Here is a 1,876-nt window from a genome sequence, read left to right on the forward strand (position 1 = left end):
CTGACCGGGAAGGTTCACCGGGTTGCGAGTTGGACCGAGTGGATGGGGCCTCAATCTGGTGGGGCATGTATCGGGCACCGCGAAAACCGTTGGACACGTCCTGGACGCTCCACGACGATTCGCGCTGTGACAGACAAAGCCGAGCGCCGGACCCCAGTCCCCACTAGCCCGAAGTCCGTACGATTTGTTGAGTTATCGAGCACGGCCATGACCGCCTTGCTGAACGACGATCTGGCTCAAGCCAGTGCCGAAGCAGGTGTCGCTCTCACCGAGTACTTCGTCACCGACACGGCAAAGTGGGTGTGGCAGTACCGGGTCAATCAGCTCACCTCGGACCCGGGTTGCGCGGGGTGGCTCACGCAGACTGTGGTAGCCGAGCCGGAAGGTGCCGTCGTGGGGTATGCCGGGTTCCACGGGCCGCCGGATGAGGCGGGCATGGTGGAGCTCGGTTACTCCGTGGCCCCCGTCTACCGTCGTCAGGGCTACGCCAGGGCGATGCTGACCGAGTTGGTGCATCGGTCTGTTGCCGAAGCCGGAGTCAGGACCGTGCGGGTGACGATCAGTCCTGACAACGCCGCATCCCTGGCCACGATTTCCGGGTTCGGCTTCGTGGCGGTCGGAGAGCAATGGGACGAGGAAGACGGCCTCGAAACCATATTTGAAGTCCCTGTCTGATCAAGCAGCTGCCGGAAGCGGTCGGCCTCCCCAGCGGATGCCTTTCTCGCTGCGGACTCGGGCACGTTCGCGGCGTTCGGCGGCCAGGACATCTCGGTGGCGGGCGTTGGCGTTGCGCCAGCGGAGGTAGGCGTGCAGGGCCCGGGTCTGCACGGTGTGGTTGGGATAGTGGGAGTTGGCGATGGTGAACTGCCGCAGTGGTCCGAAGTGGGCTTCGATCGGGTTGGCCCAGGATGCGTAGGTCGGGGTGAAGCACAGTTCGATCTTGTGTTTCTTTGCCCAGCGGCGGATGTCGGCGCCTTTGTGAGCGGACAGGTTGTCCAGGATCACGTAGATCGGGGCGCCGTCGGGCCGGGCGGCGCGGATCGACTTCAGTGCGGTCAGCGTGTTGGTGGCGCCCTTCCTGCGGCGGTTGACGCCCCACAGGGTGTCGTCGCCGACCGAGTAGCAGCCGTGGAAGTACCGCACGCCATGGGTGCGGTGGTAGGTGGCCGGTAGCCGGTCGGGCCTGGTCTGCTCAGCCCAGCAGCTGCCGCCGGTGGGCCGGATCCCGAGGGGGCCGAATTCGTCGAAGGCGAAGGCTCGGTCCGGGAAGCGCTCCAGGACCTCCTCGATCCGGTCCAGTTTCGTCTCGCGGTCGGGATCGGGGGACTCCTTCCACGTCTTGGTGCGCTGGAAGGTGACGCCGCGGCGGGCGAGCAGGCACCGTAAGGACTCGCGGCCGATGCGGATCACCCGGCCGTGGACTTTGCGCAGATGGGCGGCGAGTTTGCGGATCGACCAGCGGGTGAACGGCTGGCCGAGCTTGGTCGGTCGGGTGATGGCCGTCTGGACGACGAAGTCCTCATCGTCAGGACTGAGCAGGCGGGGACGGCCTCCCGCCCACCTGGGGTCCAGGCATGCCAGGCCAATCTCGTTGAACCGGTGGATCACATCACGCACGGTGTCCTCGTCGGCCTGCACTAGCTGGGCGATTACCGGAACCCGGTTTCCGCCGGCCGAGGCCAGCAGCATCATCGCGCGCCGGTAGCGCACCGAACTGGTGCTGCCCCGGCGCACGATCTGCTGCAGCTTCTGCCCCTCCTGGTCGGTCAGTCTGCGCACACGGACAGGCTCGGGCACTGCACCTCCAGCAGTCGGATCGGACGTCACCACATATCCAACCGCTACGACCACCAACCCGGCGAACCTATACGGTCAC

2 protein-coding genes are annotated in these 1,876 nt (G+C 66.0%); one reads left to right on the top strand and one right to left on the bottom strand.

The genetic code is table 11. From position 1 onward, the window contains the following. Positions 1-207: 207 nt before the first annotated feature. Complete coding sequence (locus ABT009_RS47330; protein ID WP_351309662.1) at positions 208-675, top strand: GNAT family N-acetyltransferase; 468 nt, start codon at positions 208-210, stop codon at positions 673-675. On the opposite strand, the gene ABT009_RS47335 is transcribed toward ABT009_RS47330, so the two are convergent. Beyond that, entirely contained in the window at positions 676-1,797 is a 1,122-nt protein-coding gene (locus tag ABT009_RS47335; RefSeq protein ID WP_351309665.1) for an IS630 family transposase, read from the bottom strand. Positions 1,798-1,876: the final 79 nt, after the last annotated feature.

Source organism: Streptomyces sp. NPDC002896, assembly GCF_040295225.1.
In the GTDB taxonomy this organism is placed as follows: domain Bacteria; phylum Actinomycetota; class Actinomycetes; order Streptomycetales; family Streptomycetaceae; genus Streptomyces.